This window comes from Variovorax sp. GW821-FHT10B04 (genome assembly GCF_059415645.1).
The window spans coordinates 710,769-735,028 of sequence record NZ_JBWKNQ010000001.1; the positions used below are offsets into that span (position 1 = coordinate 710,769).

The 24,260-nt window shown below is 67.9% G+C and carries 23 protein-coding genes; 14 read left to right on the plus strand and 9 right to left on the minus strand.

What is annotated here, in order from left to right; all coding sequences use genetic code 11:
- Nucleotides 1-5 precede the first annotated feature (5 nt).
- Genes AC07PZ_RS03400 through AC07PZ_RS03410 form a run of 3 tightly spaced genes read left to right on the plus strand, consistent with a single transcriptional unit; the run spans nucleotide 6 to nucleotide 2,950 of the window.
- Entirely contained in the window at nucleotides 6-845 is an 840-nt protein-coding gene (locus AC07PZ_RS03400; protein ID WP_495293596.1) for an ABC transporter ATP-binding protein, read from the plus strand.
- Between the two features lie 17 nt (nucleotides 846-862).
- Entirely contained in the window at nucleotides 863-1,768 is a 906-nt protein-coding gene (locus AC07PZ_RS03405; RefSeq protein WP_495293597.1) for an ABC transporter permease, read from the plus strand.
- Nucleotides 1,769-1,825: 57 nt separating this feature from the next.
- The gene (locus AC07PZ_RS03410; RefSeq protein WP_495293598.1) at nucleotides 1,826-2,950 is read left to right on the plus strand and encodes an FAD-dependent monooxygenase; all 1,125 of its coding nucleotides are present in this window, start codon (nucleotides 1,826-1,828) and stop codon (nucleotides 2,948-2,950) included.
- 42 nt (nucleotides 2,951-2,992) lie between these two features.
- Here the strand turns inward: AC07PZ_RS03410 and AC07PZ_RS03415 are convergent, their stop codons facing one another.
- Entirely contained in the window at nucleotides 2,993-3,571 is a 579-nt protein-coding gene (locus AC07PZ_RS03415; RefSeq protein WP_495293599.1) for a TetR/AcrR family transcriptional regulator, read from the minus strand.
- A gap of 86 nt (nucleotides 3,572-3,657) precedes the next feature.
- On the opposite strand from AC07PZ_RS03415, the gene AC07PZ_RS03420 reads away from it, so the two are divergent.
- Nucleotides 3,658-4,461 (plus strand): enoyl-CoA hydratase/isomerase family protein, encoded by an 804-nt coding sequence (locus tag AC07PZ_RS03420; protein ID WP_495293600.1) that lies wholly within the window; start codon nucleotides 3,658-3,660, stop codon nucleotides 4,459-4,461.
- 71 nt (nucleotides 4,462-4,532) lie between these two features.
- Here AC07PZ_RS03420 and AC07PZ_RS03425 read toward each other — a convergent pair whose 3' ends face one another.
- The 3 genes from AC07PZ_RS03425 to gcvA form a co-directional block, all read right to left on the minus strand.
- Nucleotides 4,533-4,955, minus strand: a complete 423-nt coding sequence (locus AC07PZ_RS03425; RefSeq protein ID WP_495293601.1) for a GNAT family N-acetyltransferase — start codon at nucleotides 4,953-4,955, stop codon at nucleotides 4,533-4,535.
- A 10-nt stretch (nucleotides 4,956-4,965) separates the two neighbouring features.
- Complete coding sequence (locus AC07PZ_RS03430) at nucleotides 4,966-5,916, minus strand: GNAT family N-acetyltransferase (protein ID WP_495293602.1); 951 nt, start codon at nucleotides 5,914-5,916, stop codon at nucleotides 4,966-4,968.
- A gap of 74 nt (nucleotides 5,917-5,990) precedes the next feature.
- The gene (gene gcvA / locus AC07PZ_RS03435; protein WP_495293603.1) at nucleotides 5,991-6,965 is read right to left on the minus strand and encodes a transcriptional regulator GcvA; all 975 of its coding nucleotides are present in this window, start codon (nucleotides 6,963-6,965) and stop codon (nucleotides 5,991-5,993) included.
- Between the two features lie 54 nt (nucleotides 6,966-7,019).
- Here gcvA and AC07PZ_RS03440 point away from each other — a divergent pair, with 54 nt between their 5' ends.
- The gene (locus AC07PZ_RS03440; protein WP_495293604.1) at nucleotides 7,020-8,228 is read left to right on the plus strand and encodes an MFS transporter; all 1,209 of its coding nucleotides are present in this window, start codon (nucleotides 7,020-7,022) and stop codon (nucleotides 8,226-8,228) included.
- Complete coding sequence (locus AC07PZ_RS03445) at nucleotides 8,228-8,989, plus strand: SDR family oxidoreductase (RefSeq protein ID WP_495293605.1); 762 nt, start codon at nucleotides 8,228-8,230, stop codon at nucleotides 8,987-8,989. The genes AC07PZ_RS03440 and AC07PZ_RS03445 overlap by 1 nt, the downstream gene beginning before the upstream one ends.
- On the opposite strand, the gene AC07PZ_RS03450 is transcribed toward AC07PZ_RS03445, so the two are convergent.
- Nucleotides 8,990-10,468 (minus strand): dipeptidase, encoded by a 1,479-nt coding sequence (locus tag AC07PZ_RS03450; protein WP_495293606.1) that lies wholly within the window; start codon nucleotides 10,466-10,468, stop codon nucleotides 8,990-8,992. It lies immediately after the preceding gene.
- Nucleotides 10,469-10,592: 124 nt separating this feature from the next.
- Nucleotides 10,593-11,219, minus strand: coding sequence for a TetR/AcrR family transcriptional regulator (locus tag AC07PZ_RS03455; protein ID WP_495293607.1), 627 nt, complete (start codon nucleotides 11,217-11,219; stop codon nucleotides 10,593-10,595).
- A 133-nt stretch (nucleotides 11,220-11,352) separates the two neighbouring features.
- Between AC07PZ_RS03455 and AC07PZ_RS03460 the strand changes: the two genes are divergently transcribed.
- From AC07PZ_RS03460 to AC07PZ_RS03470, 3 genes are read left to right on the plus strand one after another with little or no spacing between them, the layout of a single operon-like run.
- Nucleotides 11,353-12,552, plus strand: a complete 1,200-nt coding sequence (locus AC07PZ_RS03460) for an HlyD family secretion protein (RefSeq protein WP_495293608.1) — start codon at nucleotides 11,353-11,355, stop codon at nucleotides 12,550-12,552.
- Nucleotides 12,549-14,099: an MDR family MFS transporter gene (locus tag AC07PZ_RS03465; protein ID WP_495293609.1), complete on the plus strand. Its 1,551-nt coding sequence runs from the start codon at nucleotides 12,549-12,551 to the stop codon at nucleotides 14,097-14,099. The genes AC07PZ_RS03460 and AC07PZ_RS03465 overlap by 4 nt, the downstream gene beginning before the upstream one ends.
- An 11-nt stretch (nucleotides 14,100-14,110) precedes the next feature.
- Complete coding sequence (locus tag AC07PZ_RS03470; RefSeq protein ID WP_495293610.1) at nucleotides 14,111-15,601, plus strand: efflux transporter outer membrane subunit; 1,491 nt, start codon at nucleotides 14,111-14,113, stop codon at nucleotides 15,599-15,601.
- Between the two features lie 50 nt (nucleotides 15,602-15,651).
- Here the strand turns inward: AC07PZ_RS03470 and AC07PZ_RS03475 are convergent, their stop codons facing one another.
- Nucleotides 15,652-16,854, minus strand: a complete 1,203-nt coding sequence (locus AC07PZ_RS03475; RefSeq protein WP_495293611.1) for an acyl-CoA dehydrogenase family protein — start codon at nucleotides 16,852-16,854, stop codon at nucleotides 15,652-15,654.
- A 203-nt stretch (nucleotides 16,855-17,057) separates the two neighbouring features.
- Here AC07PZ_RS03475 and AC07PZ_RS03480 point away from each other — a divergent pair, with 203 nt between their 5' ends.
- From AC07PZ_RS03480 to AC07PZ_RS03500, 5 genes are read left to right on the plus strand one after another with little or no spacing between them, the layout of a single operon-like run.
- The gene (locus AC07PZ_RS03480; RefSeq protein WP_495293612.1) at nucleotides 17,058-18,575 is read left to right on the plus strand and encodes an amidohydrolase family protein; all 1,518 of its coding nucleotides are present in this window, start codon (nucleotides 17,058-17,060) and stop codon (nucleotides 18,573-18,575) included.
- Nucleotides 18,575-19,687, plus strand: a complete 1,113-nt coding sequence (locus AC07PZ_RS03485; protein ID WP_495293613.1) for an ABC transporter substrate-binding protein — start codon at nucleotides 18,575-18,577, stop codon at nucleotides 19,685-19,687. The genes AC07PZ_RS03480 and AC07PZ_RS03485 overlap by 1 nt, the downstream gene beginning before the upstream one ends.
- Before the next feature lie 55 nt (nucleotides 19,688-19,742).
- Nucleotides 19,743-20,618 (plus strand): ABC transporter permease, encoded by an 876-nt coding sequence (locus tag AC07PZ_RS03490; RefSeq protein WP_495293614.1) that lies wholly within the window; start codon nucleotides 19,743-19,745, stop codon nucleotides 20,616-20,618.
- Nucleotides 20,615-21,442: an ABC transporter permease gene (locus AC07PZ_RS03495; protein WP_495293615.1), complete on the plus strand. Its 828-nt coding sequence runs from the start codon at nucleotides 20,615-20,617 to the stop codon at nucleotides 21,440-21,442. Before AC07PZ_RS03490 ends, AC07PZ_RS03495 begins: the two co-directional genes overlap by 4 nt.
- Before the next feature lie 18 nt (nucleotides 21,443-21,460).
- A complete protein-coding gene (locus tag AC07PZ_RS03500) occupies nucleotides 21,461-22,342 on the plus strand; it encodes an ABC transporter ATP-binding protein (RefSeq protein ID WP_495293616.1) in 882 nt (293 codons plus the stop codon).
- An 87-nt stretch (nucleotides 22,343-22,429) separates the two neighbouring features.
- Here AC07PZ_RS03500 and AC07PZ_RS03505 read toward each other — a convergent pair whose 3' ends face one another.
- A complete protein-coding gene (locus tag AC07PZ_RS03505) occupies nucleotides 22,430-23,176 on the minus strand; it encodes an ABC transporter ATP-binding protein (protein ID WP_495293617.1) in 747 nt (248 codons plus the stop codon).
- 16 nt (nucleotides 23,177-23,192) lie between these two features.
- Entirely contained in the window at nucleotides 23,193-24,257 is a 1,065-nt protein-coding gene (locus tag AC07PZ_RS03510) for an ABC transporter substrate-binding protein (RefSeq protein WP_495293618.1), read from the minus strand.
- Nucleotides 24,258-24,260 lie beyond the last annotated feature (3 nt).

Below are 24,260 nucleotides of genomic sequence, written 5' to 3' on the forward strand. Positions count from 1 at the left end.
TCGCAATGCCATCAAGGACGAGTCCGATCCACGCCTCAGCTGAGCGCGCAACAGCACCGTCTGCCGAGCGCGCCCGAGAGGACTTCATCAAGATCCGCGGCCTGGTCAAGACATTCGGAACAGCCGGCAACAAGGTCACCGCGCTGTCCGACGTCAATGTGAACCTGGCCGCCGGATCGTTCACGACGGTGGTCGGGCCGAGCGGCTGCGGCAAGAGCACGCTGCTGCGGATCGTCGCCGGCCTGCTGCCCTATTCCCGCGGAACGGTGCTGCTCGACGGACAGCCGATCCGCGGCACGCGAAGAGATGTCGGCGTCGTGTTCCAGAACTCGATCCTGCTGCCGTGGCGGACGATCCTGGACAACGTTCTCCTGCCAGCCGAAGTCCTCGGGCTGGAGATGACCGCCGCACGTGCACGGGCCCTCGCACTGCTCAAGATGGTTCGCCTCGACGGCTTCGAGAACAAGCTGCCGTCGCAGCTCAGCGGCGGGATGCAGCAGCGCGCGTCGATTGCCCGCGCGCTGTTGCACGACCCGAAGATCCTGCTCATGGACGAGCCCTTCGGCGCGCTCGACGCACTCACGCGGGAGCAGATGAACATCGAACTGCAGCGCATCTGGCTCGAAAGCGGCAAGACGATCATTCTCATCACCCACTCGATTCCCGAGGCCATCTTCCTGGGCGACACCGTCCTCGTGATGACGCCGCGGCCGGGCCGGCTCGCCAGGGTCATTCCGATCGATCTGCCGCGACCGCGCAATCTGCACGCCATGTCGGAGCCGTCGTTCGCACAGGCGGCCGATGAGATACGGGAACTGTTCCAGCACACCGGCTCATTCGACTGAAGAGGAAAGAGATCACCATGCCACCAGCTTCCAGTTCCGCCATTCCAGACTTCGCCGTCGACGACATGCCCGATGAATCCGCCGAAAGGGATCTCGACGAATCCGCCGCGCCGCGTCGCCTGATCGACTCCCCGCACTTTCCAAGAGCGCTTTCCATCGTGGTGCTGGCCGCGATGATCGGGCTGTGGGAATTCGGTACCCGCCTGTTGCATGTCCCCAAGTTCCTGGTGCCGCCTCTCAGCGATGTGCTCATCGCACTGTGGCGCGGCCTGGCGACCTCGCCATTGGCGCTCGATGGCTTCTGGTACCACGGCGCCGTCACGACGGTCGAAGTGCTGCTCGGCTTCGGCATCGGCAGCGCCATCGGCCTGGCGCTCGGTGTCGTGATCTCGCAGAGCCGCCTGTTCGAAGCCGTGGCGCGTCCCTATGTGGCGGCCTTCCAGAGCATTCCGAAAGTGGCCATCGTGCCGATCGTCATCATGTGGCTGGGCTACGGCATCAGTTCGAAGGTGGCGGTCGTCTGCATGCTCACCTTCTTCCCGGTTCTCGTGACGAGCGTGGCCGGCTTCAAGGCCGTCGATGCCGACCGCCTCGATCTGCTGCGTTCGATGTCCGCCACGCCGTGGCAGATCTTCTGCAAGGCCAAGCTGCCGAGCGCGCTGCCGTACATCTTTGCGGGACTCGACATGGCCGCGGCGTTTTCGGTCGTCGGCGCCATCGTGGGCGAGTTCGTCGGCGCGCAGGCCGGCCTGGGCGTGCTCATCCTGCAGTCCGACGCGCAGATGGACACCGGTGGCAGTTTCGCCGTGCTGGTGATCCTGTCGCTGATCGGGATCGCGTTGACCAAGGTCCTGACCCTGGTCAGGCGCCGCGTTCTTCACTGGATGCCGGCCGAAAGCGCCGACCCGAAACTCCCGACCTGAGACTGCGGCATCTCGGGCAATCAGAACGATCTGGCCATTCGGCCAAAGGAATGAATGATGAAGGTTCTAATTTCCGGCGCCAGCATGGCTGGACTCTCCGCGGCCTACTGGTTCGCGCGCCATGGACATGGCGTCACCGTCGTCGAGCGCGCCGATGGCCTGCGCCTCGGAGGCGCGCCCATCGATGTCCGCGGACGCGGATTGGATACGGCCGAACGGATGGGCATCCTGCCCCTGATCGACGCGCAGAAGGTCGCCATCGTCGGCCCGGGGCCCGTGCTGGACGCCACCGGCCGGCAGGTCGCCACGATCGATCTGCGCTGGTTCGCCAACGAGAGCGACAACGACATCGAGATCAGCCGCGACCGGTTGAATCAGATCCTGCTGCGCAGCATCCCCGGGCACGTCGAGTTCCGCTACAAGACCTCCATCGTGTCGATCGACGATGGCCCCGACGGCGCGGAGGTCACATTGACCGATGGACAGGCGGATCGCTACGACCTGGTGGTCGGCGCCGACGGCCTCCACTCGAATGTGCGCAGGCTTGCCTTCGGCCCCGAGAAGGACTTCGTTCGGCACTTCGGCTATTACGTCGCGCTCGTTCAGCTGCCCCAGGACCGGGAATGGCAACGCGGTCTCCTGAGTGTCCCGGGGCTCATGATCGCCGTGCGCGATGCGGGCGACGGGCCGCAGGGCATGATGCTCGTCGCCAGCCCCGAGATCGACTACGACTACCGTGACGTCGCCACGCATCGAAAGGCGATCGATGGCTTCCTGTCGCGCGTCGATGCATGGGAAGTGCCCGCGCTTCGCGCCGCATTCGCCGATCCAGCGGCCAAAGGCTTCTACTTCGACTCGGTGAGCCAGACCCACATGCCGACGTGGATCAGCGGCAATTGCGCGGTCATCGGTGACGCGGGCCACTGCGCGGCATTGCTGTCGGGCATGGGCACGACATTGGCGATGGTGGCGGCGGAGACCCTGGCCAACACCTGGACCGAATGCGGCGGCGATCTCGGCGTGGCAAGCGACCTGTATCACGAGCGCCTGCGCCCCTACGTCGAGCAATGCCAGGCCTTTGCCCAGGAGAACGCGCCCATCATGGTGCCGCCGACCCAGGAAGCGCTCGACGAGCGCAATGCGAACTTCCGGGCTTTCGAGGCGAAGTTCGCGGGGCGTTGAGGGAGAGCTTGCAGCGCGTGGCGCAGCGCGGCGGTTGGTTCCTCAGGGATCGAGCGCCGCCAGCGCGAAGTCTGCGAGCGCCTGCAGCCGCTCCTTGCCAGGACGCGTCTTTTCCATCACGCGCGCGCCCTCGACGGTGTTGATCAGGTAGCCGGCGAGCAAGTCCGCCGACACGCGCGTCGTGACCTCGCCCGCCTGCTGCGCGGCGACGAGCTTCTCCTCGAACAAGGTACTCAATTCGCTGAGCATGACGGTCGCATGGGCCGCCACGTCCGGATCGTGGTCTGCGAGTTCCAGCGCGGCATTCGTCACCAGACAGCCATCCTGCACGCCCGGCGCGTACAGCGAAGTCATCATGAAACGAACCACGCGATCGATGCCGGCCCGTGGTGTCGCCGCCGACGCCAGGAACTCGGCGACCTGCCGGACCAGGCTCTTCCGGTAATGCAGGAGCGCCGCCAGATAGAGGCTCTTCTTGTTGCCGAACGCCGCATAGATGCTGGGCTTCTCGACGCCGAGCTCGGTCGTCAGCATCTCCATCGAGGTGCCGTTGTAACCATTGCGCCAGAAGATGCGAATCGCCTGCTCCAGGGCCTGTTCTCGAATCAACTTCCTAGCCATTGCGTGTTGTACCGTTTGGTATATGATTGTTGTACTGATCAGTACAGTGATTTTCGAAGATGCGACGACCTGACATGGAGAATACGATGACTGATGCGAAGAAGAAGCTGCTTGTCGACAAGACGAGCGATGGCCATTGGCGAGTGACGCTGGACAACCCGCCGATCAACCTGATCGACGACAGTATGTACGACGAGCTCTTCGATCTCGTCACCGAGATCGAGGCCGATGCCGCGCTGAAGGTCGTCACCTTCGAAAGCGCCAATCCGGACTTCTTCATCGCGCACTACAGTTCCGCCGAGCCGCGCAGCCGTTTCGGCGTGCCGCTCTGGATCGAGACGGCCCAGCGCCTCGCGGCCAGCAGCGTCCTCAGCATCGCGGTCATCCGGGGCCGCGTGCGCGGCGGCGGCAGCGAGTTTGCGATGGGATGCGACATCCGCTTCGCCAGCCGCGAGAAAGCGATCTTCGGTCAGCCGGAGGTCGGCACGGGCCTCATTCCCGGCGGCGGTGCCCTGCAACGGCTGCCGCTGCTCGTCGGCCGCGCACGGGCGCTCGAGATCGTGCTCGGTGCGGACGACTTCGATGCCGAGACGGCGGAGCGCTACGGCTGGATCAACCGCGCCATCCCGGACGACGCGCTGGACGCGCACGTCGACGCGTTCGTGAAGCGCGTATTGTCCTTCGACAAACGCGTGCTTGCGGTGGCGAAGGCGACCATCAACCAGACCGGGCTTCCCAGCAGCGCCGAACTCCAGGAAACGCAGGACACGTTCTTCAAGACCTTCGCCTGGGAAGGCTTCCAGCAACGCATTCCCAAGCTGCTCAAGCGAGGCATCGGCCAGCCCGGCGAGTTCGAACTCGGCCTGGGGAAGAACATCGCGAGTCTCTAGAAGGGCTCGATCGGGGTTGATGGAGACCACGGCACCCGACGACCTCCAGCGCATTGGAATGGCCCATCACGTCATGGAGCTTGTCGAGCATGAGCGCCCACCTTCTTGAACATGACCGTCATCGCGCTGGATGGATTCCGATAGCCGCACGACTCGAAGAATCGTCTTGCTTCGTCCATTGCTTTCACATAGACGGGAATGCCCGGGAATGTCGCTTCCACCGCATTCAATAATGCTCGGCCGATGCCAGCCCTTCGAGCGCTCGGATGCACGACCAGTTCTCCCAGCATCGTGGTGAACGCGCCATCGCTGAAAGCGGAGATGTAGCCAAGCAGAGTCCCGTCGTCAGCGCGGGCGTGCGCCACCAATGGATAGGCCGAGCAGGACCGCAGAAACAGGGCTTCGCTGTAGCCTTTGCCCCACCCCACCGACTCCATCAGGTTGCCGAACTCCTGCCATGTGACCGTGCGGTCTGTCGAAAGCGTGTATCCCATGCCCAAGAGGCTACCCGACGTCGGAGGATGGTCGCAGGGGTCGCGCGCGCTTGCGCATGAAGACACTGTGCGGGTCGTCCGTGTACGCCCCAAAAGGACCACAGCGCTCGTAGCCGCAGCGTGAGTAGAACGCGACAGCCTCGGGCTGGCGGTTGCCCGTTTCCAATAGAAACTCCGCGCAGCCTCGGCGTCTTGCCTGTTCTTCCAGGAAGGCGAGAAGCCGGCGAGCGATGCCTTTGCCTCGAAACGCGGGCGACGTGTAGAAGCGCTTCAGCTCACCGCGTGGTGCCTCGATCAGAATCGCGCCGCAACCGACGGCCTGGCCCCACTCATCGCGAGCGACGGCAAAGATGGCGTCGGGGCCGGTCAGGGCGTCGGCATCGACACCATGGTGGCTCTCCGCCGGATACAACGGCGTCTGAAAGGCATCCAATGCTTCGATCAGCCGGCGCACATCATGTTGTGTCGGGGACTCGAGAGAAATGCCCATTGTCCGGCGCTGTCCGTCGCTTGCGGCATGCGTCGAGTCCGGCCGCCGAACATAGTAGTTGTCCCACTCGGTTGTTTCGATCAGCTGGAATCCATGTCGCTCGTAGAACCTGTTGGCGTCGCTGCCACGCAATGCGCCGACCTTCACGGGCAGTTGCTGCTCATCCGCTCGGGCGAAGACGATCGCAAGCGTCGCGGCCCCGACGCCGACGCCTTGGTGTGTGGGGGCGACATAGAGGTGGTCGAGCAGCAGCGCCCCATCCTGGGGGCGAACGACGACGAATCCGACCCTCGCTCCGTCGACGGCCAGATGCCACGTACAGGTCGGATTGAAGCCCGACAGAAATCGATCTCTGGCACGTTGCGGGTCGAATCGCCCGATCCGCTCGAGGCTGGGTTGCATTGCTGCGATGCGAAGTGCGACCAGTTCCTCGGCATCGGTCGAGGCAGCAGGTTGGAACTCGACGGTCATGACTCGCATGCGGTCTGGAAAACGAAGACCGGCTTCTCTCGGAGAACCGTCATTGCACTGCGTCGGCCTGGTGGTCATCGCTGCTCCACAGACTCGTTCGTTGCAACGCCCGCCGCGGCCGACGTGATCCATTTCTTGAATGCAGCAACCGCATCGTCTTCCGCGCGATCGGTGTTCACGACCAAGGTGTAGTCGGGTCCGCGCCAGGCCGGTTCCGATATTGGACACACGAGCCGCCCGGTGGCGATCTCGCGTTCGATGAGGGGCAGCGACGCCAGGGTCACGCCCAGGCCTTCCGTGGCTGCGCCCAATTGGAGAAAGACATGGTCGAAGTCGAGATGGCGCGTCCCCTGCAGGCCCGGCGCGCCGGCTTCCCGCAACCAGTCGGCCCAGGCCGTGCGTGTGCTCGTGGAATGAAGGAGTGTGTGGTTGCGCAGATCGGTGACGGCCCGGATCGGCTGGCTCAGCAGCACGGCCGGGCTGCAGGCGGGCAGGCGCAAGTCCGGCATCAGCGTGGTCGACACGAGGCCTGCCGCGTCTTCGGGCCCGGAGCGCACGCCGACGTCGAATGCGTCGCCGACGTAGCGCAATCTGCGTGAGCTCGTCGAGAGCCGCACATCGATGTCGGGGTAGCGCGCCTGGAAATCCGCCAGGCGCGGAATGAGCCAGCACAAGGCGAAGCTCGCCAACGCATTCACGCGCACCGTGCCCGACACACGGTGGGCCGAGCCATCGTGGCGCAGCCGGGCGGCGCTGGCCGCCAGGCGGTCGAACGCATTGCCCACGTCACCGAGCAGGGCCGCGCCCGCGTCGGTCAAGTGGACGCCACGTGCGCGACGTTCGAACAAGGGCATGCCGAACCAGTCCTCCAGCAGCCGGATCTGTTTGCCCACCGCCCAATGGGTGACGCTCAGATCGGTCGCCGCCGCGGCGAAACTGCCATGCCGGGCCACGGCCTCGAAGCTGCGCAGCGCGTTCAGCGGGGGCAGTCTGCCGCGCTCGGTGCCAGCGCTTTCGCCGTCGTCCTTGGGGTGACTTTTTCTCTCCATTGACGCGATATTACGTCTGTAGCGGCCACGCCGGCACCGTCATAGGATTCGCGGATGACGACGCCTTCCCTCGCCGCCGCTCCGCTCGAACAGGCGGCGGCATCAACCCGCAGCCGTGTGCTGTGGACGTCCTGCGTGGCGCACGCGCTGCATGACGGCTACACCGACATGATCTATGTGCTGCTGCCGGTATGGCAGACGGAATTCGGCCTCAGCTATGGCGCGCTGGCGATGCTGCGCGGCATCTACGCCGGCACCATGGCCTGCCTGCAGCTTTCGGCCGGACGGCTGGCGCAGCGCCTCGGCATCCGCATCACGCTGGCCTTCGGCACCTTGCTGGCCGCACTGGGTTACGCGGCGGCCGGTGTGTCGGGCAGCCTGCTCGGTCTGTGCGTGGCACTCGCCCTGTCGGGCAGCGGCTCCAGCACCCAGCACCCGCTGGCATCGAGCGCCGTGTCGCGTGCGTACGGGCGCGACGCCCGCGGCCCGCTCGGCATCTACAACTTCGCCGGCGACCTGGGCAAAGCCGCGCTGCCTGCAGCCATCTCGATCCTGGTGACCTTGATGCCCTGGCGACATGCGCTGTGGGCCATGTCGGCCGTCGGTGGCCTGGCGGCGTTGGGCATTGCACTTTTCCTCCCATCCTTGCCGCGCAATGCACCGGCGGCGACACAAGCGGTGGCCGGTAGCGCACGCGCGCCGCGCAGGGGCTTTGACCTGTTGCTGACGATCGGCGTGCTCGACACCGGCGTGCGCATGGGCCTGCTGACCTTTCTGCCTTTCCTGCTCAAGGACAAGGGCATATCGACACCGATGCTCGGCACGGCCCTGGCGCTGGTGTTCATCGGCGGCGCGGCCGGCAAGTTCGTCTGCGGCTGGCTGGGGGCGCGCATGGGCGTGACCGGCACGGTGCTCGCGACCGAAGGCGGCACGGCGGTCTTGATCATCGCTGTGCTGCTGTGCCCGCTGGGGCCGGCCCTGGTGCTGCTGCCGCTGCTGGGCCTGATGCTCAACGGAACGTCCACCGTGCTGTACGGCACGGTGCCCGAACTCGCCCCACCCGGCGGAACCGAACGCGCATTTGCGCTGTTCTATACCGGCACCATCGCATCGGGAGCGGTGTCGCCGGTGGTCTATGGTCTGCTGGGCGACCATGCCGGCATCCGGCTGGCCACCTGCACCACCGCACTCACGGCGCTCGCCATCGTTCCGCTGGCCCTGGCGCTGCGGTCCCATCTCATCACCACAGCAGAGGTCCGCTGATGAATACAGTCTCTCAGGCACCGTTGATTCTGATCACCGGGGGCAGTCGTGGCGTCGGCGCGGCGACTGCGCGGCTCGCTGCCGCGCAAGGCTACGACGTCGCGATCAGCTTCGTCTCCAACGAGGCCGCGGCCCTCGCCGTGGCGGCCGACGTGGAAGCTGCCGGGCGCCGGGCCCTGCCCGTGCGCGCAGACAGCGCGGATCCGGCACAGGTCGCGCAGTTGTTCGCCGCGATCGACCAGGCGTTCGGCCGAATCGACGTCCTGGTCAACAACGCCGCGATGCTCGCGCCGCAGTCCCGCCTGGAGGACCTGGGCTTCGAGCGGATGCAGCGCATCTTCGCGGTCAACGCGATCGGCCCGATCCTTTGCGCTCAGCAGGCGGTGAAGCGGATGTCATACCGCCACAAGGGGCGCGGCGGCTCCGTGATCAACATTTCGTCGGCCTCGGCGCGGCTCGGCAGTCCCAATGAATACGTCGACTACGCCGCGTCGAAGGGCGCCCTCGAGACCTTCACCACCGGCTTCGCCAAGGAAGTCGCGCGCGACGGGATACGCGTCAACTGCATCCGGCCCGGACACATCTACACCGACATGCATGCCAGTGGCGGCGAGCCAGGGCGGGTGGATCGCGTCAAGGATTCGATCCCGATGGGAAGAGGCGGTCAGCCCGAAGAGGTGGCGCGGGCCATCCTGTGGCTGGCCAGCGCCGAGGCATCGTTCATCACAGGCACCTTCCTCGACGTCACCGGCGGCAAGTGATCAGACCGGGTTCGGCGCCGCGCCGTCACCGAGGCACGCGCGGAACACCCGCCGGTAGTTGTCGCCGAGGATGCCCCGCACATCGTCGGCACCGAAGCCGCGCTGCCGCAGCGCGTCGGCCAACGCCGGCAGATCGCGGTAGGCGCTGAACGTCGAAGGTCCGACCAGGCCGTTCATGTCGGTGCCGAGCGCGACGTGCTCGACGCCGACCACATCGGCCATGCGCGCGATGCCCGCGGCCATCGCGGTCAGGCTGGGGAAGATCGAGGCCGGCGGCCAGATGCCGATCACGCCGCCGGTGCCCGCGACCACGCGCGCGTGCGCCGGCGAGATCAGGCGGCTGTGCGGTCCCGGCGCGGTGGCCAGCGACGTGTGCGACAGCACCAGCGGCTTGCCGGTGACGGCCGCGGCCTGGCGCACGAGGTCGTACGTGCCATGCGCGACGTCGACCACGATTCCGAGCCGATTGCAGCGCCGGATCACCTCGGCGCCCGTCGGCGTCAGGCCGCCGTGCACCGGTGGCTCCGTCTGGATGTCACCGAGTTCGTTGACGCGGTAATGCGTGAGCTGCAGATGGCGCAGCGCCCAACGCGCATGGGCGTCGTCGAGCCGCTCGGGTCGGCCTTCCAGAAAATCGCCGCCCTCGGCCGTGACGATGATCGCGGGCCGCTCGCTGCGCGCGTCGTCCAGCTCGCGTGCACTGCGCACGATGCGAAAGCCCTGCGCGCGCACCAGCTCATGCACGCGCTGGAACGATCGCTCTCCGTAGGCCTGCAGTTCACCCGGCGCCGGGTCGCGGAACGGCCGGATGCGCTTCTCGGCGGTGACGTGGTGCGTCGGCGAGTCGGCGACGATCGCCAGGCACAGCACCGCCATGCCGCCATCGCGCATCGGCCCGGCGACCGGTTCGAACGCACCGCCGTTCTCGACGCGTCTGACGCCGATGATGCGACCGGCGTGGGAATGGATGTCGACGCTGGCCATGCCCTGGAGCAGCCGCAGGCTCTCGTCCACGGCGGGCGCGGGCGCAGCCACCGGGGCCGGCGTGGCGAGCAGCCCGGCCGGCACCGTCGTGCAGGCCTGCTGGGCCGCGGCGGCCGCCAACGCCAGCGCGCGCAGTGCATTGCGCCGCGTGAAGCGGCTGTCGGACTCGCGCCGCTGCGGGAGCGCACGGGCGTCGTGCAACTGGAACTTCCAGCCCGATGGATCGTCGTCAGGCAGTGCACGCAGGCGGCCGGCGAGACGGACGCGCTCGCCGGTGACCTCGATCGGCACCGCCGCGAACACTTCGACGCGTGCCCGTGCATCGCGTGGAATGCATCCGACGCAGCACGGCAGATCGTCCACCAGCGCGAAATAGGACGAATGCGCCCCGGGTTCGAATGGCGCGATCCAGCCGTCGATCTGCGCCTCGCCATCGGGAAACTCCTCCGCGGTCAGGCGTTGCAGGGTGGCGAAGTCTGTGGATTTGGAGGTCATGGTTGGAGCGCATCGGCATGCGCGGTCGATGCTGCCGTCGAGAAGCGGCTCGCCATGCGCGGGTTGCGCATCGCGTTGACCGTTGCAAGGTTGCCGGATGCTGCCCCGGGTCGGGCCGTTCCCCTCACGACCGCGTACTCCGCTTCGATCTCACACCCTCCTGCGGCGACAGCAGGCTGCTCATCGACGAGATGGCCTCGCCGAACAGATGGCGCAATGACTGCCGATTGCCCGGCGCCTCCCAGGCTTCTGCCGCCACCCGGAGCGCGCCGACGGTCACCATGGCCATCATGCGCAACGGCGCGGCATGTTCGTTCTGGGGCCACACGTCACGCAAGGCGGCATAGAGCAATTGCTCGCGCTCTGCGAAGGATGCGTGACGCGCCGCGACCAGCGCCGGGCTGCATGCCTTGATCTTGACGACCGCTTTCAGGTAGGTGTCGTCCACCGACTCCAGCGCATCCAGGATGACGTCGCGCACCGCCATGAGCGGGGCCTTGTCCGGCGAAATCTCCCGGATCTCGTCGAGCAGCTTGTGCCAGCCGTCGCGCTCCCGCGCCAGCACGATCTCGTCCTTGCTCTTGAAGTACGAGAAGAAGGTGCGGCGCGCAATGCCCGCTTCTTCCGCCACCATTTCGAGCGTGGTTTCCGCGTACCCGCGCTCGATGAACAGGCGCATGCCGACCTCGAGGATCCGGCGATGGGTTTCGCCCCTCTTCTGCTGCCGGATGCCGCTGTTTGCAGTCTGCATGGATGGGTGGACGATTGCTGAAATTGTGGTGTGGGGCGGTCGGCGATAAAATATGCACTCAGTGCATTTTTCGGCAACCCTTGGTCTGGTCGAGTATCGGATCTGGATTCCGTATTTTCAGGAATATCGACCGATGTCAGAACCCCAATTGTCCGGCGCACATGACGCAGGCAGCACGTCCGAAGCCAAGGTATCGGACAAGGCCTCTGCGCAGACCCCGCCGAAGGCACCTTCTCCCCTCAAGAAACCCAAGGTCCGGTTCGCACTGCTGATCGGCCTGCTCGTCGTGCTGGTGATCGGCATCATCGCGCTGGTGCGCTATCTCCAGACCGGGCGCTACGTCGAGTCCACCGACGACGCCTACATCCAGTCCGACTCGGTCGCCGTGTCACCCAAGGTGAGCGGTTATGTGGACCAGGTGCTGGTGGTCAACAACCAGGACGTGAAGCAGGGCCAGCCGCTGGTGCACATCGACCCGCGCGACTACGACGCCAAGGCCGCGCAGTCGCAGTCGCAGATCGACGTCGCCCAGGCCAACGCCGAGGCCATCACCGCGCAGATCAGGGAACAGGAATCGGCCATCGGCCAGGCCCGTGCGCAACTCGCGGTGGCCCAGGAGAAGGCGGCCTTCGCGCAGGGCGAATCCGAACGCTACGCGCCGCTGGCCCGCACCGGCGCCGAGACACCCGAGCAGTACGCCGCCAAGCGCAACCAGGCGCGCCAGGCTGCGCTGGACGTGACCGGCCAGCGCTCGGCCCTGGCCAGCGCCGAACGCCGCATCGACACGCTGAAGGCCCAGGTGCGCCAGGCCCGCGCGCAGGGCGAAACCGCCGCCGCCGAACTGGCCGCCGCCAACGTGAACGTGCAGGCCACCACCATCAACGCGTCCATCGACGGGCGTATCGGCGACCAGACGGTGCGGCTCGGCCAGTTCGTTCAGTCCGGCACCCGCCTGATGTCGCTGGTGCCGCTGGCCCAGCTCTACATCACGGCCAATTTCAAGGAAACGCAGATCGGCCGCATGCGCCCGGGCCAGCCGGTGAAGATCGAGGTGGACGCGCTGTCCGGCGTGGACCTGAACGGCCATGTCGAAAGCGTCGCGCCCGGCACCGGTTCCGAGTTCTCGCTGATCCCGCCGCAGAACGCATCCGGCAACTTCACCAAGATCGTCCAGCGCGTGCCGGTGCGCATCGCCCTCGACGCCGGCCCGGAAACCCGCAAGGTGCTGCTGCCCGGCCTGTCGGTGAAGGTGTCGGTCGACACGATCGCCGCCAGGGATGAAGTCAAGCAAATGAAGCAGCAGGAAGAGCAGCGGCGGGAAGGCGGCAAATGAGCGCCGCGGCCACGGCGGAGCCGCAGGCGCCGAAGGCGCCCGAGCGCGCCGACGCGTCCGCCTGGCTGGCCGTCGGCGCCGGCACGCTGGGCGCACTGATGGCGACGCTCGACATCTCCATCGTCAATTCGTCGCTGCCCACCATCCAGGGCGAGATCGGCGCGAGCGGCACCGAAGGCACCTGGATCGCCACCGGCTACCTGGTGTCGGAGATCGTCATCATCCCGTTGTCGGGCTGGCTGGAGCGGGTGTTCGGCCTGCGCACCTTCCTGCTCATCGTCGCGGTGCTGTTCACTGCGTTTTCGGTGATGTGCGGCCTTTCGACGTCCCTGCCGATGATGATCGCCGGCCGGGTCGGGCAAGGCTTCACCGGCGGGGCGATGATCCCGACCGCGCAGACCATCATCGCCACCCGCCTGCCCCGCTCACAGCAGCCGATCGGCACGGCGATGTTCGGCGCGACCGCGATCCTGGGGCCGGTGATCGGGCCGGCCATCGGCGGCTGGCTGACCGAGAACATCTCCTGGCACTACGCCTTCTTCCTGAACGTGCCGATCTGCCTCGCGCTCATCGTGCTGCTGCTGGTCGGCCTGCCGCACCAGAAGCCGAAATTCGATCTGCTGCGCCAGGCCGACTGGCTGGGCATCGCGGGCCTGGCGTTGTTCCTGGGCTGCCTCACCGTGGTGCTGGAGGAAGGGCAGCGCGAGCAATGGTTCTCGTCGTCGACCATCGTCTGGCTGACGGCCTTTTCGGTGCTCGGCTTCGCCGTGATGATGGTCGGCCAGTTCACCGCTGAGCGGCCCGTGATCCGGCTTTCGCTGCTGCTCGACCGCCAGTTCGGCAGCGTGGTGGTGATGGGCACGGTCATCGGCATGGTGATCTACGGCACCTCCTATGTGATCCCGCAGTTCCTCGCGACCATCTCCGGCTACAACGCCCTGCAGTCCGGCAAGATCGTGATGCTCTCGGGCATTCCCAGCCTGATGCTGATGTTCTTCGTGCCGTTGCTGATCCGCTATGTGGACATCCGGGTGGCGGTCGGCTTCGGGCTGATGGTGCTGTCTTACAGCGCGTTCATGGAGACCGACCTCAGCTCGGTGTCGGACGGCTCGTCCTTCGTGGCTTCGCAGTTGCTGCGGGGTGTCGGCACCATCTTCGCGATGCTGTTCCTGAACCAGGCGGCCATCCAGTCGGTCTCCAGGGAAAACGCGAGCGATGCGTCCGGCCTGTTCAACGCGGCCCGCAACATGGGTGGCTCGCTGGCGCTGGCCGGCGTGTCGGTGCTTCAGGAGCAACGCCTGTGGCTGCACAGCCGCCGCCTCGAAGACACGCTGCGCGCCAACAGCGAGCAGGTGCAGAGCTACGTCGCGGCGCACGGCGGCGTGGCCCCGGCCGCGCGCAGCCTCGCAGGCATCGTGCAGCTGCAGGCGCTGACCATGACCTACGTCGATCTGTTCTGGATCCTCGCCGTCGGCATCGCCTGCGTGCTGCCGCTGGTCCTGTTCCTGCGGCCGTTGCAGAAGAACGCGCCCCTCGCCGCGCATTGATGGACCTTTCCATGCCTCCACGCCAACGCTTCCCCCTCACCGCCCTGACCGTGGCAACCGCGGTCACCGCCCTCGCCTGCCTGCTGTCGGGCTGCGCCGCCGTCGGCCCCAACTACGGCGGCGCGCCGGCCACGCAGGCGCAGGCCCGATTCGCACGCGCCGGCGACAGTCCCGTCGGCATCCCGCTGGACGACTGGTGGACCTCGCTCGGCGATCCGCATATCGACTCGCTGGTGCAACGCGCGCTGGCCGCGAACCCCACGGTGGCGGTGGCCGCGGCCCGATTGCGCCGGGCCCGCGCCTCGCTGCGCATGGAGCATGAAAACCAGGCACCCAAGGCCAGCGTGAGCGCGCTGGCTGCCCATGCCCGGCTGCCGCCGCTCGACCTGGGTTCGCTCACGGGCAGCAGCAGCAGCAGCAGCGAATCGGGCAGCAGTTCAGGTGCGGGCGCCACCAACATCAACCTTTACAGCCTGGGCTTCGACGCCACCTGGGAAATCGACCTCTTCGGCGGCCAGCGACGTGCCATCGAGGCCGCCGTGGCTTCGGCCAGCGCGGCCGAAGACAAGCTGGCCGACGCGCAGGTGAGCCTGACCGCCGAGGTGGTGCAGGCCTACGTCAAGCTGCGCGACACCCAGGCCCGCATGGCGCTCAACGAGGGGTCCATCGCCCGGCAGGAGCGGATGCTCGCCCTGACCGGCCAGCGCGTCGAGCGTGGCACGGCCGGCCGGCTGGAGCTGGTTCGCCTGCAGGGCCAGCTCGAGTCGACCCGCGCCAACGCCATTCCGCTCGGCGCGCAACGCGATGCCTACCTGAACGAACTCGCCACGCTGGTGGGTTCGGCGCCCGGCGCGCTGGATGCCGAACTGGCCGAGGTCACGCCGGTCCCGTTGCCGCCCGCGCAGGTCGCCATCGGCGACCCGTCCGAGATGCTGCAGCGCCGGCCCGATGTGCGCGCCGCCGAACGCACGCTGGCCGCCCGCACCGCGCAGATCGGCCAGGCCGAAGCCGCGCGCTTCCCCAAGCTGAGCCTGCTGGGCCTGATCGGCCTCGGCGGCACCTCGCCGTCGGACCTGACGCATCTGGACGATTTCACCGCCATCCTCGCGCCGCAGCTCAGCTGGAACTTCCTGGATTTCGGTCGCGCCAAGACCAAGGTGACCCAGGCCGAGGCCGACCGCGACGAGGCCGAGGCGCAATACCAGGACGCGGTCAACACCGCGCTGCGCGACGCGGAAGACGCGCTGTCGCGCTACCGCAATCGCCGCATCACCGTGGCCACCATTGCCCGCGCCAAGGCCTCGGCGGACCAGTCGGCAGAACTCATGCGCCAGAAGAACGCCGCCGGCACCGCCAGCCTGATCGACCTGCTCGACACGGAACGTCAGCAGATATCGGCCGACCAGAACCTGTCGGAAGCCAGGGCCGGCCTGACCACGGACTTCGTGTCGTTGCAGAAGGCGCTCGGCCTGGGCTGGTCGGCCCGGGTGCCGCCCGGCTGACATGCACGGCACCGCGGGCCGGCGAGGGGGCCGCGACAGCCGCGCCGCCCTCAGCCGTAGCTGAACGGATTCGGCACGTCCCCCGCCAGCAGCCACGCACCGATGCCCTGATGTCGGTAGTCGAGCGGATCGTGCAGGGTATGCACGCGCACGTTGCGCCAGTAGCGGTCGAAGCCATGGCGCGATGCCGTGGCGCGCGCGCCCACCAGTTCGAAGATCTGCGCGGTCACGTGCAGCGCCGTTCGCGCCGCCTGCGTGCGTGCCGACGCCACGTCGATGGCGAGCGCGGCGCGCTGTTCGGCCGTCAGCGCGCCGCCGCGGTCCCAGGCCTGCTGGAAATGCGCGTTCGCATGGTTCGCCAGCGCGACCGCCGCCTGCAGCGCCGACCACATCTCGCCCGCGCGCAGTTGCAGCAAGCGATCGTCCTGCGAGCGTTCGACGCCGGCCATCGGCCAGGGCTGCGTCTGCGTGCGCAGGTAGCCGATGGCCTCGCGCAGCGCACCCAGCGCATTGCCCAGATAGATCTCGGTGAGCACGACCTGGCCGATGAGGTTGCGCAGCGTCGCCCGCGGACTCGAAGCCACGCCGGGCGGCCCGAGCACCTCGTCGTCCGCGATCCGCACGTGGTCGAAGCTGACATTGCCGCTGTCGGTCTGGCGCTGACCCATGTTGTCCCAGTCGCCATGCACGCGAATGCCGGCGCGCGACGTCGGCACCACCGCGAACACGCGGTCGGTGGGTTCGGGGCCGAGCACGACCGACACGTTCAGCACGTCCGAATCGGTCGCGCCCGAACAGAAGGCCTTCACGCCATCGATCTCCAGCCCGCCCGGCGTGCGCACCGCGCTCAGGCGGTTGTCGCGCGCATTCACCGCGTTGCCCCAGAACCAGCGGTGCTCCACCGCCTGGCCGAGGAAGCGCGCCTGCTGCGCCTCGGAACCGAACAGCAGCACGCTGGCCACCTGCAGGTGCTGGAAGCCGAACAGATGCGCCAGCGAACTGTCGACCTGGGCCAGCCGCCGCAGGATGCGCAGGATCAACGGCCATGACGCCTGATGCCCGCCGTGCACGGCAGGAATCGCCAGCGTCAGCAGGCCGCTTCGGCGCAGCAGTTGCCGCTCGGCGAATGCGGTACCGCCGGCCCGGTCGCGTTCGACAGCCGTGGCCGCGAGCGCGTCGGCGAGCGTGTTCACGGTCGAAGTGAAGTCACCGAAGTCCTCGATGAAGGGGTCCGGGAATGAAGAGGCTGGCAAGGGAATGACGAGGCCGGTGAAAGCGGTCGAGTCTAGAAAGCACGCGGCCGGGCAAGAACGAAGATTCCCGCATGTGCAAACTCGGATTTCGCATGTCGTCTGCTTCATGCGAGTTCCGCGTAAGCAACAGCCAAAGCCTTCTTTGGCAAGCGCGCCGGCTCCACGTAGCCTGCGGCGTCCTTCTCCCACCAAGGAAACCGCAGATGAACGATCGCTTGAACCGTGCGCGCGTGTCGCGCTCCGCCGCCGTCAAGGCCGGCCTCGACCATCCCGTGATCGACACGGATGTCCACGTCAACGACTTCGCCCCCGTCCTCGAGGACTACGTGGCGCAGTACGGCGGCAACAAGCTCGTCGACGCGCTGCGCAAGGCGCTCGGCGGGCGCTTCGTCACGCGCAACGGCGGGGGCAAGGACTGGTACCAGCAGAGTGCCGAGGAGCGACAGTTCCATCGCACGCTGCGTGCGCCGTGGTGGGCCCGCGTGACGCGCAACACCTACGACCTGGCCACCTACACGCTGCCCGCGCTGCTGCACGAGCGCCTGGGCGAACAGGGCTCCGACTACTCGATCCTGTTCCCGAACGACGTGCTCTCGCCGGCAGCGGCTGGCAGCGAATACCGCCAGCCGCTGCACCGCGCCATCAACCACTTCCACGCCGACCAGTACCGGCCCTATGCCGACCGCCTGACCCCGGTGGCGGGCATCCCGCTGCACACGCCGCAGGAAGGCATCGAGGAGCTCGAGTTCGCGGTCAGGACGCTGGGCCTGAAGGTGATCAACATCGCCGGCGGCGTGCGCCGGCCGATCCGCGCCATCGCCGAGAAGTACCCGGCCGCGGAGCACCCGGAGATCGCCAAGCAGGTCGGCTACATCGACTTCTACGGCATCGACAGCGAGCACGACTACGACCCGTTCTGGGCCAAGGTGGTCGAACTCGGCGTGCCGGTGACCACGCACTACGGCAGCCAGGGCTGGACCGGCCGGCAGTCGATCAGCAACTACATGAACAACCACATCGGCCACTTCGCCGACGGCTCGCAGGCCTTTGCCAAGGCGCTGTTCTTCGGCGGCGTGACACGGCGCTTTCCGGGCCTGCGGGTGGGCCTGCTCGAAGGCGGCGCCGACTGGGGCTCGCATGTCTACACGCACCTGGTCGACCGCTGGGAGAAGCGCAACCGCGAGGCGGTGCGCAACTACGATCCGGCCGAGGCCGACATCGAACTGCTGGCCCGGCTGTTCGAAAGCCATGGCGGCGATTTCCTCAAGGGCCGCACGCTCGACAGGTCGACCCTGCTGCGCGACAGCCTGGGCATTTCCGCGCTGCCGCACAGCCGGGAGCCGAACGATTCGGAGATCGACGACTTCGCGCTCGCCGGCATCGAGAAGGTGGAGGACATCCGCGACCGCTGGGTGAACAGCTTCTACTTCGGCTCCGAGGCCGACGACCGCACGGTGGCTGCCGCCTTCAACGACAAGGTCAACCCGCTGGGCGTGAAGATCAACGCGATCTGGTCGTCCGACGTGGGCCACTGGGACGTGCCCGAGTTCACCGAGCCGCTGGCCGAAACCTGGGACCTGGTGCAGCAGGGCGTGATCTCCGCGACCGACTTCAGGGCCTTCGTGTTCGACAACCCGCACCGCTTCTATACCGAAGCCAACCCGCGCTTCTTCGAAGGCACCGAGGTGGGCCGCAAGCTCGCGCTGAAGGAAGGCCAATGATGCGCACCCGATCCGTCTCCACCCTGCTGCGCCGTTGGGTCGCGCCGCTTCCCCTGGCGTTGACCTTGAGTCTGGCGATGACCGCGCAGGCCCACGCCGCGCCCGACACCATCCGCATCGGCGTCGCATCCGCCGGCGGCGGCGACCCGCTCACCTTCGGCGGCTCGCCCGGCGGCGTGGCTCGTACCAACAACGCGCTGGAAGAAGAGTTCAAGGCCTCGGGCATCAAGATCGAATGGCTGTTCTTCAAGGGCGCGGGCCCGGCGGTGAACGAGGCACTGTCGAACAAGCAGATCGACTTCGCCTACCAGGGCGACCTGCCGCAGATCGTCGGGCGCTCCAACGGACTGCAGACCAAGCTGCTGCTGACGAGCGGTGCGCGCAACAACCTCTATCTGGTCACGCCGCCGCAGTCGGACATCCGCTCGATCAAGGACCTGAAGGGCCGCACCGTGTCGATCTTCCGCGGCACCAACGGCCACCTGGTCGCGATCAACGTGCTGGCCGAGGCCGGCCTGTCGGAGCGCGATGTCAAGGGCGTCAACCTGGACGCGGGCAGCGCGCAGGCGGCGCTGGTGTCGAACGGCGTGGACGCCGCCTTCGGCGGCTACGAATGGTTCAAGGTGCGCGACCAGGGCCTGGCGAAGGTGGTGTATTCCACGCAGGGCAAGGACCCGGCGCTGACGCGCCAGGCCTCGCTGCTGGTGCGCAGCGAATTCGAGCAGGCCAACCCGGCCGAGGTGCAGCGCGTGGTCGACGTCTTCGTGCGCGCGGCCCGCTGGTCGTCGGACGAAAAGAACCGCGACGAGCTGTTCCGCATCTGGGCGCGCAGCGGAACGCCGGTGGCCTCCTGGGCCGCGGAGTTCGACCAGCAGCCGCTGGCGGTGCGCAACTCGCCGCTGGTCGACGACTTCATCATCGCGCGCTACAAGGCCGTGGTGGCCGACGCGCTCAAGCTGAAGCTGATCCGCCGCGAGGTCTCGATCGACGACTGGTTCGACACGCGCTACCTGAAGGCGTCGCTGAAGAAGCAGGGGCTGGAGAACTACTGGACGGCGTTCGATGCGAAGGGCCAGCCGAAGGCGGGGCAACAGTCGGTCGCGGCCCGATGATGAGCGCGCGTTCGTCTTGTTCCCCGCTCCCGCGTGCGGGAGAGGGAGCAAGCCCATGAGCGCTGAAGCCGAACTGGACGCCGTCCTGGAACGAGACGGCGCGCCCCCCGCATGGACGCCGGTGGCACCGACGTGGCGACGCATCGGACCGCGTGTCGCGCAACTCCTCGCACGCGTCGGAGAAGCGGCCCTCCCCTGGCTGCTCCCCGCCGCCCTGCTCGCCACCTGGTTCGCCGGCGCGGCGCAGGGCTGGATCTCGCCGCAGGTACTGCCGCCGCCCCAGTTCGTCTGGGAAACGCTGCGCGACCTGGCCACCAGCGGCGACCTGTGGCTGCATGTGAGCACCAGTTTCATGCGCGTGGGCGTGGGCTTCGCCATCGGCACCTTGCTGGGCCTGGTGCTGGGCTCGGCGATGGGGCTGTCGCGCCGCGTCGAGGCCTATCTGCTGCCCACCTTCAATGCGCTGGTGCAGATTCCGGTGCTGGCCTGGCTGCCCTTCGTGCTGCTGCTCGTGGGCATCGGCGAGCCGCTGAAGTACATCCTCATCGCCAAGGCCGCGCTGGTGCCGGTCGCACTCAACACGCTGCAGGGCTTCCGGCAGACGCCCGCGTCGCTGCGCGAGGTCGGCGAGGTGTACGGCTACAGCCGGCGCCAGCAGGTGCTGGAGATCGTGCTGCCGCATGCGGTGCCGACGCTCTTCACCGGCGTGCGGCTGGGCTTCACCAAGGCCTGGCTGTCGCTGGTGGTGGTGGAACTGGTCGCGTCGAGCGAAGGGCTCGGCTATCTCATCGTCTATGGCCGGCAGCTGTTCCAGCTCGACCTGGTGATGGCCGCGGTGATCGTGGTGGGCGCCATCGGCTATGCGATCGACCGGCTGCTCGACCGGCTCGAATCCGCCGCGCACCGGCGCCGCCCCGGAGGCGCGCGATGAGCGGCGCCGACAGGAGCACGGCCCGCGACGCGGCGGAACTGGCTGCGGTGCAGCCGCTGCGGCCGGTCGAGGCCGGCCGCTGGCGCGGGCTCGTGGTGCCGGTGGCGGCGGTGGCGCTGTGGTGGCTGCTGTCGTCGCTCGACATCGCCAACTCGGCACTGCTCGTGTCGCCCGCCAGGGTGTTCGACACGGCGGTCGACCAGGTGGTCAGCGGGCGGCTCTGGCGCGCGCTCAGCGCCAGCCTGGCCCGCGAGTTCACGGGCTTCGTCATCGGCACCGTGTCGGGGCTGGTGTTCGGCACGCTGCTCGGCCTGTCGCCGCTCTTCAACCGCATCGTCGGCCCGAGTTTCAACACCTTCAAGCAGATCTCGCTGTTCGCGTGGATCCCGCTGATCTCGGTGTGGTTCGGGCTGGGCGACGTGGCCAAGGTCGTCTTCCTGTCGCTGGCGGCGCTGGTGCCGGTGGTGGTCAACACCTGCGACGGCATCCGCACCGCGCCCGCCGGGCTGCTCGAGGTCGCACGCGTGTACGGCTACACGCGCTGGCAGACCGTGACGCAGGTGGTGCTGCCGGCCGCGTTGCCGTCGATCTTCACGGGCGTGTACCTTGCGCTCATCTATTCCTGGCTCGCGACCATCGGCGCCGAATACCTGCTGGTGTCCGGCCGCGGCATCGGCAACACGCTGATCGAAGGCAGCGAGCACTTCCAGATGGACCTGGTGATCTTCGGCATGGTCGTGATCGGCACGGTCGGCTGGCTGATGAACGCATCGGCCCGCGCCCTGGAGCGCCGGCTGGCGCGCTGGACCGGCCGCACAACCTGAACACCCCAAGCACGCCCCATGAACACGCCACTGAACTCCCACGCCGGACATGCCCGGCCGTCGAACGAACTCGACATCCGCGGCCTCGGCAAGCGCTACACCCACACGCAGGCCACGAGCGGCGAGCTGCAGGTGCTCGAAGGCATCGACCTGCACGTGCCCGAGGGCCGCTTCGTGAGCATCGTGGGCGCGAGCGGCTGCGGCAAGTCGACGCTGCTGCGCCTGATCCTCGGGCTCGACACGCAGTACGAAGGCCAGATCCTGCTCGGCGGCAAACCCATCGCGGGCACCGGCCGCGAGCGCGGCATCGTGTTCCAGGACCACCGGCTCTTCCCCTGGCTGACGGTGGCGCAGAACATCGCGGTCGGCCTGCGCAACGCGCCCTTCAGCGCGCGCGAGAAGGCCGAGCTGGTGGCCGAACACGTCGCGCTGGTCGGGCTCGAAGGCTTCGAGCGGTCCTGGCCGCACCAGATCTCCGGCGGCATGGCGCAGCGCGTGGCCATTGCACGCGGGCTGGTCAACCGGCCGCGCGTGCTGCTGCTCGACGAGCCTTTCGGCGCGCTCGATGCGCTCACGCGCTCGCGGCTGCAGAACGAGCTTCAGCGCATCTGGCAGAAGGAGCGCATCACGATGCTGCTGGTCACGCACGACGTGGAAGAAGCCGTGTTCCTCGGCGATCGCGTGGTGGTGATGCAACCCTCGCCCGGGCGCATCCGCCGCACCGTGGACGTCGACCTGCCGCATCCGCGCAACCGCAGCGACCCGGCTTTCATCCGGCTGCGCGACGACGTGCTGAGCGACTTCATCGACAGCGGCGCCGACACCCATCCGGCGCCGCAGCAGCCCCGCGGCGCGCTGCCGGTGCAGGGTCTGCCGCCAGGGCTCAAGCTGGCCTGGTGAGCGGGCTGCCATGCGGGGCGGCGCCAGGCGCCTGCAGCGAAAAGGCCCGCCTCGCGCTGATCACGCTGCTCACACCGCTCACGCCGCTCACGCCGCGGCGTGGATCGTCTGGTAGACCTCGGCCTCGATCTCGATCAGGGCCTTCTGGCCGCGGATCCGCGCTCGCGGCACCGGCACATCGAAGATGCGGTGGATGCGCCCCGGCCGCGGCGACATCAGCACCACGCGGTCGGCCAGGAACACGGCCTCGCCCACGTCATGCGTCACGAACACGATGGTGCGCCGCTCGCGCTCCCACAGGCGCAGCAGGTCTTCCTGCAGCGCGATGCGCGTGAGGTGGTCGACCGCGCCGAAGGGCTCGTCCATCAGCAGCACTTCCGGATCGTTGGCCAGCGCACGCGCAATGCCCGCGCGCTGGCGCATGCCGCCCGAGAGCTGGTGCGGATAGACGTCCTCGAAGCCGGCCAGCCCGACGCGCGCCAGGCTGGCGCAGGCCCGGGCTCGGCGCTCGCGGCGCGCCAGTCCACGCAGCTCGGGGCCGAAGCCCACGTTCTGCGCGATGGTCCGCCAGGGGAACAGCGCCGGGTCCTGGAACACCAGCCCGCGCCGCGGGTCCGGCCCGGCGATCGGCTGCCCGCCGAACAACGCGCTGCCGGTGCTCGGGCGCTCCAGCCCCGCGAGGATGTCCAGCAGCGTGCTCTTGCCGCAGCCGCTCGCCCCCAGCAGGCAGACGAACTCACCCGCGCGCACGCGCAGGTTCACCCCTTCCAGCGCGGTCACCGGAACGGCGCCGGCAAAGGTCTTGCCGAGCGATTCGAGTACGAACTCCGCCATCGATGCCTGGGCGCGCTCAGGGCGCCGCGGTCTTCGGGATGAAGGCGAGATTCACGAACTTCGCGGCGTCGTAGATCTCCTTCTGGAAGCCGAGCGCGAGCTGGATCTTCTGCGTCTCTTCGACTTCAGCGAGCGACACGTTCGGGTCGTTGGCCCAGATCGGCAGTTCACGCTGCACCGCGGCATCGACCACCTTCGGGTCCACGCCCAGGCGCTTGGCATAGAAGGCCTTGTACTCGTCGAGGTGCGCCTTGGCGTACACGTTCGACTTGAAGTACGCACGCAGGAACTTCTCGACCAGTTGCGGCGAGTTCGCGATGAACTGGTTGTTGGCGACGATCACGCCGGTGTGGAAGCGCGGCAGGTAGTCGTAGCCCGCGGCCAGCACCTTGCCCTTGCCCGTCGCCTCGGCCAGCGACGCGAAGGGCTCGTGGATGATGGTCGCGCTGACCGAGCCGTTCTCGACCGTCGCGAGCGCGGCCGCGTTCACGCCGTTGGCCACGAAGGTGACGCTGTCCAGCGGCACGCCCTCCTTCGACAGGATGGTGCGCGCATAGACGTCGAGCCCGGTGCCGAACGCGGCCGAGCCGACCGTCTTGCCCTTGAGCGCGGCGACCGAGGCCACGTCCGGCGCGCCGACCAGGTAGAACGGCCCGACATGGCGGAACAGCGACGCGACGATGGTCAGCGGCACGCCCTTGCCGGCCGCGACGATGGCGCCGGTGGTGTTCCAGTCGGCCACGTCGATGTCGCCGCTCGCCAGTCCCGAGACCGCGTCCTGCGTGTTGATGAATTCAAGCGCCAGGCCTTCGTCCTTGAAGAAGCCCTTCTCGATGCCGAGCTGCACGCCCAGGCCGGTGACGCCGGGGTAGCCGGCATAGCGCACCTTCTGCAGCGCGGCTTCGGCGGCGGGCGCCGCTGCGGGTGCCGCAGGTGTGGCGACCTTGGCTTCAGGATCGGTGCGCGAGCACGCCGCCAGGATGGCGATGCCCACGCCGACGGCGGCGAGGCGCACGAAACGGGCGCGCTGCGCCCAGCGGGTCCGTTCGGCGGAAGGCCGGGCGGCGGCGATGGATGTCATAGA

What these genes read in the sequence shown, in the direction of transcription:
- AC07PZ_RS03400 (WP_495293596.1), top strand. Translation starts at nt 6, where the DNA reads ATGCCATCAAGGACGAGTCCGATCCACGCCTCAGCTGAGCGCGCAACA.
- AC07PZ_RS03405 (WP_495293597.1), top strand. Translation starts at nt 863, where the DNA reads ATGCCACCAGCTTCCAGTTCCGCCATTCCAGACTTCGCCGTCGACGAC.
- AC07PZ_RS03410 (WP_495293598.1), top strand. Translation starts at nt 1,826, where the DNA reads ATGAAGGTTCTAATTTCCGGCGCCAGCATGGCTGGACTCTCCGCGGCC.
- AC07PZ_RS03415 (WP_495293599.1), bottom strand. Translation starts at nt 3,571, where the DNA reads ATGGCTAGGAAGTTGATTCGAGAACAGGCCCTGGAGCAGGCGATTCGC.
- AC07PZ_RS03420 (WP_495293600.1), top strand. Translation starts at nt 3,658, where the DNA reads ATGACTGATGCGAAGAAGAAGCTGCTTGTCGACAAGACGAGCGATGGC.
- AC07PZ_RS03425 (WP_495293601.1), bottom strand. Translation starts at nt 4,955, where the DNA reads ATGGGATACACGCTTTCGACAGACCGCACGGTCACATGGCAGGAGTTC.
- AC07PZ_RS03430 (WP_495293602.1), bottom strand. Translation starts at nt 5,916, where the DNA reads ATGACCGTCGAGTTCCAACCTGCTGCCTCGACCGATGCCGAGGAACTG.
- gcvA (WP_495293603.1), bottom strand. Translation starts at nt 6,965, where the DNA reads ATGGAGAGAAAAAGTCACCCCAAGGACGACGGCGAAAGCGCTGGCACC.
- AC07PZ_RS03440 (WP_495293604.1), top strand. Translation starts at nt 7,020, where the DNA reads ATGACGACGCCTTCCCTCGCCGCCGCTCCGCTCGAACAGGCGGCGGCA.
- AC07PZ_RS03445 (WP_495293605.1), top strand. Translation starts at nt 8,228, where the DNA reads ATGAATACAGTCTCTCAGGCACCGTTGATTCTGATCACCGGGGGCAGT.
- AC07PZ_RS03450 (WP_495293606.1), bottom strand. Translation starts at nt 10,468, where the DNA reads ATGACCTCCAAATCCACAGACTTCGCCACCCTGCAACGCCTGACCGCG.
- AC07PZ_RS03455 (WP_495293607.1), bottom strand. Translation starts at nt 11,219, where the DNA reads ATGCAGACTGCAAACAGCGGCATCCGGCAGCAGAAGAGGGGCGAAACC.
- AC07PZ_RS03460 (WP_495293608.1), top strand. Translation starts at nt 11,353, where the DNA reads ATGTCAGAACCCCAATTGTCCGGCGCACATGACGCAGGCAGCACGTCC.
- AC07PZ_RS03465 (WP_495293609.1), top strand. Translation starts at nt 12,549, where the DNA reads ATGAGCGCCGCGGCCACGGCGGAGCCGCAGGCGCCGAAGGCGCCCGAG.
- AC07PZ_RS03470 (WP_495293610.1), top strand. Translation starts at nt 14,111, where the DNA reads ATGCCTCCACGCCAACGCTTCCCCCTCACCGCCCTGACCGTGGCAACC.
- AC07PZ_RS03480 (WP_495293612.1), top strand. Translation starts at nt 17,058, where the DNA reads ATGAACGATCGCTTGAACCGTGCGCGCGTGTCGCGCTCCGCCGCCGTC.
- AC07PZ_RS03485 (WP_495293613.1), top strand. Translation starts at nt 18,575, where the DNA reads ATGCGCACCCGATCCGTCTCCACCCTGCTGCGCCGTTGGGTCGCGCCG.
- AC07PZ_RS03490 (WP_495293614.1), top strand. Translation starts at nt 19,743, where the DNA reads ATGAGCGCTGAAGCCGAACTGGACGCCGTCCTGGAACGAGACGGCGCG.
- AC07PZ_RS03495 (WP_495293615.1), top strand. Translation starts at nt 20,615, where the DNA reads ATGAGCGGCGCCGACAGGAGCACGGCCCGCGACGCGGCGGAACTGGCT.
- AC07PZ_RS03500 (WP_495293616.1), top strand. Translation starts at nt 21,461, where the DNA reads ATGAACACGCCACTGAACTCCCACGCCGGACATGCCCGGCCGTCGAAC.
- AC07PZ_RS03505 (WP_495293617.1), bottom strand. Translation starts at nt 23,176, where the DNA reads ATGGCGGAGTTCGTACTCGAATCGCTCGGCAAGACCTTTGCCGGCGCC.
- AC07PZ_RS03510 (WP_495293618.1), bottom strand. Translation starts at nt 24,257, where the DNA reads ATGACATCCATCGCCGCCGCCCGGCCTTCCGCCGAACGGACCCGCTGG.